The organism is Kitasatospora sp. NPDC088346, from assembly GCF_044740765.1.
Lineage (GTDB): Bacteria > Actinomycetota > Actinomycetes > Streptomycetales > Streptomycetaceae > Kitasatospora.
In genome coordinates, this window is record NZ_JBIURH010000113.1 from 1 (window position 1) to 8,886 (window position 8,886).

Sequence of the window (8,886 nt, forward strand, 5' to 3'; positions counted from 1 at the left end):
GCCTCCGCCCGCGCCTCCTCCGGCAACGCCACCTCGGCGAACACCTCGCCACCACGGCGCCACACCGCCCGCAGACCCCGGAACACCGGACCGTAGGCGAAGCCGGCGGCTGCAAAGGTGTCGTAGACGCCATCCACCGGGAGCGGTTCGGCATCCGCCGGCGGCCACTCGGTCAGCGGGGCACCCACGGACGCCGCCGCCGGTGACAGGAAACCCGCCGCGTGCCGGGACCACCCGGCGTCCAGCGGCGCGTCCTCGGCCCGCGAGAACACGGCCACCGAACGGCGTCCGGTCGTGTCCGGCACGCCCACCGACACCTGGACCTGCACACCGCCGCGCGCCGGAAGCACCATCGGCGTCTCCAACGTCAGCTCCTCGACCAGACCGCACCCGACCTGGTCACCGGCACGCACAGCCAGCTCGACGAACGCCGTACCCGGCAGCAGCACGCTGTCCGCCACCGCGTGATCCGCGAGCCAGGGCTGCGCATCGAGGGCGAGACGGCCGGTGAACAGGACACCGTCACCGTCGGCCAGTCCCACGAAGGCACCGAGCAGGGGGTGCTCGGCAAGGTCGAGCCCGAGCCGGGCCGCCGCCGCGTCCCCCACCAGGAGCGGGGGTGCCTCCAGCCAGAAACGCTCGTACTGGAACGCGTAGGTGGGCAGCTCGACGCGACGGGCGCCGGTGCCCGCGAAAACGCCTTCCCAGTCGAACGGAACACCGCGCACGTGCAGTTGGGCGAGGGCCGTGGTCAGGCTCCGGGCCTCGGGACGGTCACGGCGCAGGACCGGGGTGAGGACGGCGTCGGTGGACTCGGCGAGGCACTGCTGCGCCATCGCGCTGAGAGTCCCGTCGGGGCCCAACTCCAGGAACGTGCGGACGCCTTCGTCCTCCAGCGTCGCGACCGCGTCGGCGAAGCGGACGGCCTCACGGACGTGCCGCACCCAGTACTCCGGGTCCGTCAGCTCCTCCGACACCAGAGCGCCGGTGAGGGTCGAGACGATCGGGATCCGCGGCACCGAGAACGCCAACTCGGCCGCCACCGAACGGAACTCGTCGAGCATGCCGTCCATCAACGGCGAGTGGAACGCGTGACTGACCGCGAGCCGCTTGGACTTGCGCTCCCCCAGCTGCTCCACGACCGCCAGCACGGCGTCCTCGACACCCGAAACCACCACCGACGAAGGCCCGTTGACAGCCGCGATCCCGACACCGCCGGTCAGCAGCGGCACCACCTCCGCCTCCGTCGCCTGCACGGCGACCATCGCACCGCCACGCGGCAGCGCCTGCATCAACCGACCACGCGCCGCCACCAACCGCGCGGCATCAGCCAACGACAGCACACCCGCCACATGCGCGGCGGCCAGCTCACCGATCGAATGACCGGCCAGGAAGTCCGGCCGCACACCCCACGACTCCACCAGCCGGAACAGCGCCACCTCCACCGCGAACAACGCCGGCTGCGTGAACGCCGTCTCCCCGATCAGCGCCTCGTCCGCCACGGCCTCCCGCAGCGAACGCTCCAACAACGGATCCAGCTCCGCACACACCGCATCGAACGCCGCCGCGAACACCGGATACCCGGCATACAAATCCGCACCCATACCCGCCCGCTGGCTCCCCTGCCCCGTGAACAGGAACGCCGTCCGGCCCGCCGTCCCGGCGAGGCCCTCGACGAGGCCGGTGAAGGACACCAGGTCCGCGACGAGCCGCTCGGGTTCGGCGGTGGGTAGCGCGGCCCGGTGTTCGAACGCGGTCCTGGTGGTGGCGAGGGAGTAGGCGAGGTCGCCGGGTGAGACGTCCGGCCGCGCGGCGAGGTGTTCGGCGAGTCGGGCGGCCTGGGCGCGCAGTGCCTCGGGGCTCTTCGCGGACAGGACGAGCGGGCGCGGCGCCGTCGGGGAGCGGTCGTCCGCCGGGGCGGGCGGGGCGGGGGGTTGCTCGATGATGGTGTGGGCGTTGGTACCGCTCACACCGAACGAGGAGACGCCGGCCCGGCGCGGACGTCCGGTCTCCGGCCAAGGGCGCGCCTCGGTGAGGAGTTCGACGGCGCCCTCGGTCCAGTCGACGTGGGTGGAGGGCCGGCCGACGTGCAGGGTCTGCGGGAGCAGGCCGTGCCGCATGGCGAACACCATCTTGATGATGCCGGCGACGCCGGCGGCGGCCTGGGTGTGGCCGAGGTTGGACTTGACCGAGCCGAGCCACAGCGGGCGCTCCTCGGTGTGCTCGCGGCCGTAGGTGGCGAGCAGGGCCTGCGCCTCGATCGGGTCGCCGAGGGTGGTGCCGGTGCCGTGCGCCTCGACGGCGTCGACCTCGTCGGCCGTCAGGCCGGCGGAGGCGAGGGCCTGGCGGATGACGCGCTGCTGGGAGGGGCCGTTGGGGGCGGTGAGGCCGTTGGAGGCGCCGTCCTGGTTGATCGCCGAGCCGCGGACGATGCCGAGCACGGGGTGGCCGTTGCGGCGGGCGTCCGACAGCCGCTCCACGAGGAGCATGCCGACGCCTTCGGCCCAGCCGGTGCCGTCGGCGTCGTCCGAGAAGGACTTGCAGCGGCCGTCCGCGGCCAGGCCCCGCTGCCGGCTGAAGTCGACGAAGGTGTCCGGGGTGGACATCACGGTGACGCCGCCGGCCAGGGCGAGGTCGCACTCGCCGGTGCGCAGCGCCTGGATCGCCCAGTGCAGGGCGACCAGGGAGGAGGAGCAGGCGGTGTCGACGGTCACGGCCGGGCCCTCAAGGCCGAGCACGTAGGCGACCCGGCCGGACGCGATGCTGCCCGAGCTCCCGGTGCCGAGGTAGCCCTCGACGCCGGGGGGAATGGCGGGCAGGCGGGAGATGTAGTCGTGGTACATGACGCCCGCGAAGACACCGGTCCGGCTGCCGCGGACGGTCTCCGGGTCGATGCCGGCCCGCTCGAACGCCTCCCAGGAGGCTTCGAGCAGCAGCCGCTGCTGCGGGTCCATGGCCAGTGCCTCGCGCGGCGAGATGCCGAAGAACCCGGGGTCGAAGTCGCTCGCGTTGTGCAGGAACCCGCCCTCGCGGGTGTACGACGTGCCGGGGTGGTCGGGGTCGGGGTGGTAGAGGTTCTCGACGTCCCAGCCGCGGTCGGTGGGGAAGGAGGAGATGCCGTCGGTGCCGCCGGCGACCATCGCCCAGAGGTCCTCCGGCGAGCGGACGCCGCCCGGGTAGCGGCAGGCCATGCCGACGATGACGATCGGGTCGTCGGCGACGGCGGCGAGGACCGGGGCACGCTCGGCGGCGGCCTCGCGCAGGCCGAGCGCTTCGGTCAGCAGGTATCCGGCGACGGCGGTCGGGGTCGGGTAGTCGAAGACGACGGTCGCGGGCAGCCGGACGCCGGTAGCGGCGTTCAGGCGGTTGCGCAGCTCGACCGAGGTCAGCGAGTCGAAGCCGGTCTCACGGAACGCCTTCGCCGGGTCGACGGCGTGCGGACCGGTGTGGCCGAGCACGTGGGCGACCTGGGTGCGGACCAGGTCGAGGAGTTCGCGCTGCTGCTCCTCCTCGGTGCGGCCGAGCAGGCGCTGGAGCAGCGAGGAGCTGGCGGCGGACGCGTCGGCGCTCTCGGCCGCGCGGCGGCCGGGCACCCGGACCAGTCCGCGCAGCACGGCGGGCAGCCGGCCGACCCGGGCCTGCACCCGAAGGCCCGCGTGGTCGAGACGGATCGGCACCAGGGCGGCGGTGTCCCGGGCAAGGGCGGCGTCGAACAGGGCGAGGCCGAGGTCGGCGGTCAGGGGTGCCACGCCGCCGCGGGCCATCCGTTGGACGTCACCGTCGTCGAGGGTGTCGGCCATGCCGCCCGCCCACAGTCCCCAGGCGAGGGAGGTGGCGGGCAGGCCGAGCGAACGGCGGTGCTCGGCGAGCGCGTCCAGGAACGCGTTGGCCGCGGCGTAGTTGGCCTGCCCCGCCGCACCGAACACACCGGCCGCAGAGGAGAACAGCACGAACGCGGCGAGATCCCGGTCCGCGGTCAGCTCGTGCAGGTTCCACGCCGCATCCACCTTCGGACGCAGCACGGTGTCCAGCCGCTCCGGCGTCAGCGACGGCACGATGCCGTCGTCCAGCACACCCGCCGTGTGGACCACCGCCGTGAGGTCAACCCCGTCCAGCACCCGCGCCAACGCCTCGCGGTCGGCGGCGTCGCAGGCGGCGAAGGTCACCTCCGCGCCGTGGGCGCGGAGTTCCGCCGCCAGTTCCTCGGCGCCGGGCGCGTCCGCGCCGCGCCGGGACAGCAGCAGCAGGCGCCGGGCGCCGTACGCGGTCACCAGGTGCCGGCTGAACAGCGCTCCGAGCGTGCCGGTGGCGCCGGTGACCAGCACCGTCCCCTCGGGGTCCAGCGTGAGCGGGGTGCCGTCCTCGGTGGCCGGGCGTGCCAGCCTCGGCGCGGTGGCCGCGCCGGCGCGCAGCGCCACCTGCGGCTCGCCGCACTCCGCGGCCCGGGTCAGCGCCCGCACCGACTCTGCGTCGTCGTCCAGGTCGACCAGCACGATCCGGCCCGGGTTCTCCGACTGGGCCGAGCGGAACAGGCCCCACACCGCTGCGCCGGCGAGGTCCTCGGCGGTGCTCGCGCCGCGGGTCACGACGACGAGCCGGGACTGCGCGAAGGAGTCGTGTGCCAGCCACTCCTGCACCAGTGCCAGGGCCTCCCGGACGGCCGTCCGGACGGTCTCGGCCGACGGCCGGAGGACGGTTCCGCCGAGCGGCAGGTAGACGGTGGCCGGGGCCCGGTCGTCCGCCTGGAGGCGGGCCGCCAGGGCGGCGAGGGTCGGCGGGGTGTCGACACCGTGGCCGGCCGCGAGGAGCGCCGCGGCGAGGCCGAGGCCGTCGGCACCGACCACGGTGTGGGGCTCGGCGCCGCCGTCCGCCGGGGCGGGCAGGGGTGTGTCGGTCCACTCGACGGCGAACAGCGCGTCCTGCCGGGCGGCGGGCCGGGCGGAGTCGCCGATGCGGTCGGCGGTCACCGGCCGCAGCATCAGCGTCTCGACCGAGGTGACCGGTGCACCCGTGGCGTCGACGGCCGTCAGCGTGACGGACTCGGGGCCGGTGGGGGCGATCCTGACCCGGAGCACGGCGGCGCCCACGGCGTGCAGGGTCACGCCGTTCCAGGAGAAGGGCAGGCGTCCGCCGCGTCCGGCGGTCTGCGACGGGTCGCCGTCGGTCCGCGAGGCGAAGGCGGTGGCGTGCAGCGCCGCGTCCAGCAGGGCCGGGTGCAGTCCGAAGGCCGCGGCGGTGTCGGCCGCCTCCTCGGGCAGGGCCACCTCGGCGAAGACCTCGTCGCCCCGCACCCAGGCGGCGTTCAGGCCGCGGAAGGTGGGCCCGTAGCCGAAGTCTGCCGCGGCGAGGCCTTCGTAGAACCCGGTGAGGTCCACCGATGTCGCGTCGGCGGGCGGCCAGGGCCCGTCGGCGGGCCCGGCCATGCCGGCGGGTGCCGGGGAGGCGGAGAGCAGGCCGTCCGCGTGCCGCAGCCACGGCTCGTCGTCGGCGGCGTCCTCCCCACGGGAGTGGACGGACAGCGGGCGCGCGCCCGTGTCGTCCGGCCGGCCGACCCACAGCTGGACCTGGACGCCGCCCCGCTCGGGCAGCACCAGCGGGGCTTCCAGGGTCAGTTCGTCCAGCCGGTCGCACCCGACGTGATCGCCGGCCCGGACGGCGAGCTCCACGAACGCCGTGCCCGGCAGGAGGACGCTGCCGCCGACGGCGTGGTCGGCGAGCCAGGGATGGGTCTGCAGCGAGAGCCGGCCGGAGAAGAAGAACCCGTCGCTGTCGGCGAGCGCCACCGCCGCACCCAGCAGCGGATGGTCCGCCGACCCGAGACCGATTGCCCGGGCGTCCGCGAGGGCGGGGCCGGTGCGGTCGATCCAGTACGCCTCCCGCTGGAAGGCGTAGGTGGGGAGGTCGACGCGGCGGGCGCCGGTGCCCGCGAACACCGCCTCCCAGTCGAGCCGCGCGCCGCGCACGTACAGCAGGGCGGCGGCGGTCGCGAAGCTCCGGGCCTCGGGGCGGTCGCGGCGCAGGACCGGGGTGAGGACGGCCTCGGTGGACTCGGGCAGGCACTGCTGCGTCATCGCGCTCAGGGTGCCGTCGGGGCCCAACTCCAGGAACGTCCGGACGCCTTCGGCCTCCAGCGTCGCGACCGCGTCGGCGAAGCGGACGGCCTCACGGACGTGCCGCACCCAGTACTCCGGGTCCGTCAGCTCCTCCGACACGAGCGTGCCGGTGAGGGTGGAGACGATCGGGATCCGGGGCGCCGAGAACGTCAACCCGGCTGCCACCGAGCGGAACTCGTCGAGCATGCCGTCCATCAGCGGCGAGTGGAACGCATGGCTGACCGTGAGCCGCTTGGACTTGCGCTCCCCCAGCCGCTCCACGACCGCCAGCACGGCGTCCTCGACACCCGAAACCACCACCGAGGAAGGCCCGTTGACGGCGGCGATCCCGACACCGTCGGTCAGCAGCGGCACCACCTCCGCCTCGGTCGCCTGCACGGCGACCATCGCACCGCCACGCGGCAGCGCCTGCATCAACCGACCCCGCGCCGCCACCAGCCGAGAGGCGTCCGCCAGCGACAGCACACCCGCCACATGCGCGGCAGCCAGCTCACCGATCGAATGACCGGCCAGGAAGTCAGGCCGCACACCCCACGACTCCACCAACCTGAACAGCGCCACCTCCAGCGCGAACAGCGCCGGCTGCGTGTACGCCGTCTCGCTCACCAGCTCCGCGTCGGCGATCGCCTCGTGCAGCGGACGGTCCAGCAGGGGGTCCAGTTCGGCGCACACGGCGTCGAAGGCCCTCGCGAAGGCCGGGTGGGCGCCGTACAGCTCCTCCCCCATGCCCGCCCGCTGGCTGCCCTGGCCCGCGAACAGGAACGCCGTCCGGCCGGCCGTCCCGGCCGCGCCCTCGACGGTGGCCGGGGACGATCCGCCGGCCGCCAGCGTCGCCAACCCCGCCAGGACCTGCGTCCGGTCGCCGACCAGGGCCGCCCGGTGCTCGAACGCGGACCGGGCGGTCGCCAGGGTCAGGCCGACGTCGGTCAGGCCGAGCCCGGGTTCGGCGGTCAGGCGCTCGGCCAGCCGGCCGGCCTGGGCCCGCAGGGCCTCGGGCGTCCGGCCGGAGAGGACCACCGGCAGCGGGACGGCCGACCCCGGGACGGGCGCACCGTCGGCGGCGTCGTCCGCGGGCCCGGCGGGCGGGGCCTGCTCCAGCACGGCGTGCGCGTTGGTGCCGCTGAAGCCGAACGAGGAGACACCCGCCCGGCGCGGCTCGCCGGTCTCCGGCCACGGGGTGTCCTCGGCGAGGACGCGGACGGCACCGGCCGCCCAGTCGACGTGCGGCGAGGGTTCCTCGGCGTGGAGGGTGCGGGGCAGCACACCGTGCTGCATCGCCATGACCATCTTGATGACGCCCGCGACGCCGGCGGCGGCCTGGGTGTGGGCGAGGTTGGACTTGACCGAGCCGAGCAGCAGCGGTCGCCCGTCGGGCCGGTCCTGGCCGTACGTGGCGATGAGCGCCTGGGCCTCGATCGGGTCACCGAGCCGGGTGCCGGTGCCGTGCGCCTCGACGGCGTCGACCTGCTGTGCCGTCAGCCGGGCGTTCTCCAGGGCCTGCTTGATGACGCGCTGCTGCGACGGGCCGTTCGGCGCGGTGAGGCCGTTGGAGGCGCCGTCCTGGTTGACGGCGGTGCCGCGGACCACGGCCAGCACCGGGTGCCCGTTGCGGCGCGCGTCCGAGAGCCGCTCCAGCAGCAGCATGCCGACGCCCTCGCCCCAGCCGGTGCCGTCGGCTCCGGCGGCGAACGCCTTGCAGCGGCCGTCCATGGCCAGGCCGCGCTGGCGGCTGAAGTCGACGAAGGCCTCGGGGGTGGACATCACCGTCACACCGCCGGCCAGCGCGAGCGTCGACTCGCCGCTGCGCAGCGACTGCACGGCGAGGTGCAGCGCGACCAGCGAGGAGGAGCAGGCGGTGTCGATGGTGACGGCGGGGCCTTCGAGGGCCAGCGTGTAGGCGACCCGTCCGGAGGCGATGCTCGCCGAACTGCCGGTGCCCAGGAACGCCTCGACGCCCTCCGGCACGGAGTGCAGGCGGGCGGCGTAGTTGTGGTAGATCACGCCGGCGAATACGCCGGTTCGGCTGCCGCGCAGCGAGGCCGGGTCGATGCCGGCCCGCTCGAACGCCTCCCAGGAGGTTTCCAGCAGCAGGCGCTGCTGCGGGTCCATTGCGGTCGCCTCGCGCGGCGAGATGCCGAAGAATCCGGGGTCGAATTCGGTGGCGCCGTGCAGGAAACCGCCCTCGGCGACGTACGAGGTACCGGGGTGGTCCGGGTCCGGGTGGTAGATCGCGTGGAGGTCCCAGCCACGGTTGACAGGGAAGCCGTCGACGGCGTCCCGGCCCTCGCTGACGAGCCGCCACAACTCCTCGGGGGATCCGACGTCACCGGGGAAGCGGCAGCTCATGCCGATGATCGCGACCGGCTCGTGGTCGGCCGCCTCCACCTCCTGGAGCCGCTGGCGGGTCTGGGCCAGATCGGCCGTCACCCACTTGAGGTAGTCGCGAAGTGTCTCTTCATTCGCCATTACATGCCACCTCTTCAACGCATCCAGTCGGCTCGCGTCATGTTGACGGATTCTCACCGGCGGGAATTTCGCAGCAACGGCCGATGACCTGTGGAAATCCCCCGGGCGAAGTTGTCGGCAACTTCGGGCACCAGGAGCTTCTGCCAGATCGCCTATTGCATTTCGCTGTGCGAGATTATGGTCCGGCCGGGGCGCTCTCAACCCCTATCAGGCCCCTAGAAGGCTCGTGAAGATCTTGCTGAGGGGCTGTCTGGCTGCGGGCCGGGCGGCCCCTTCTGGTTATGCGCTGGCGGGGGTGAGGTGCCAG

General features: G+C 74.2%; 1 pseudogene. It reads right to left on the bottom strand.

The features are described 5' to 3' along the window. Positions 1–8,579 (bottom strand): annotated as a pseudogene (locus tag ACIOFR_RS41485) (type I polyketide synthase); the annotation flags it as partial. Between the last annotated feature and the right edge of the window lie 307 nt (positions 8,580–8,886).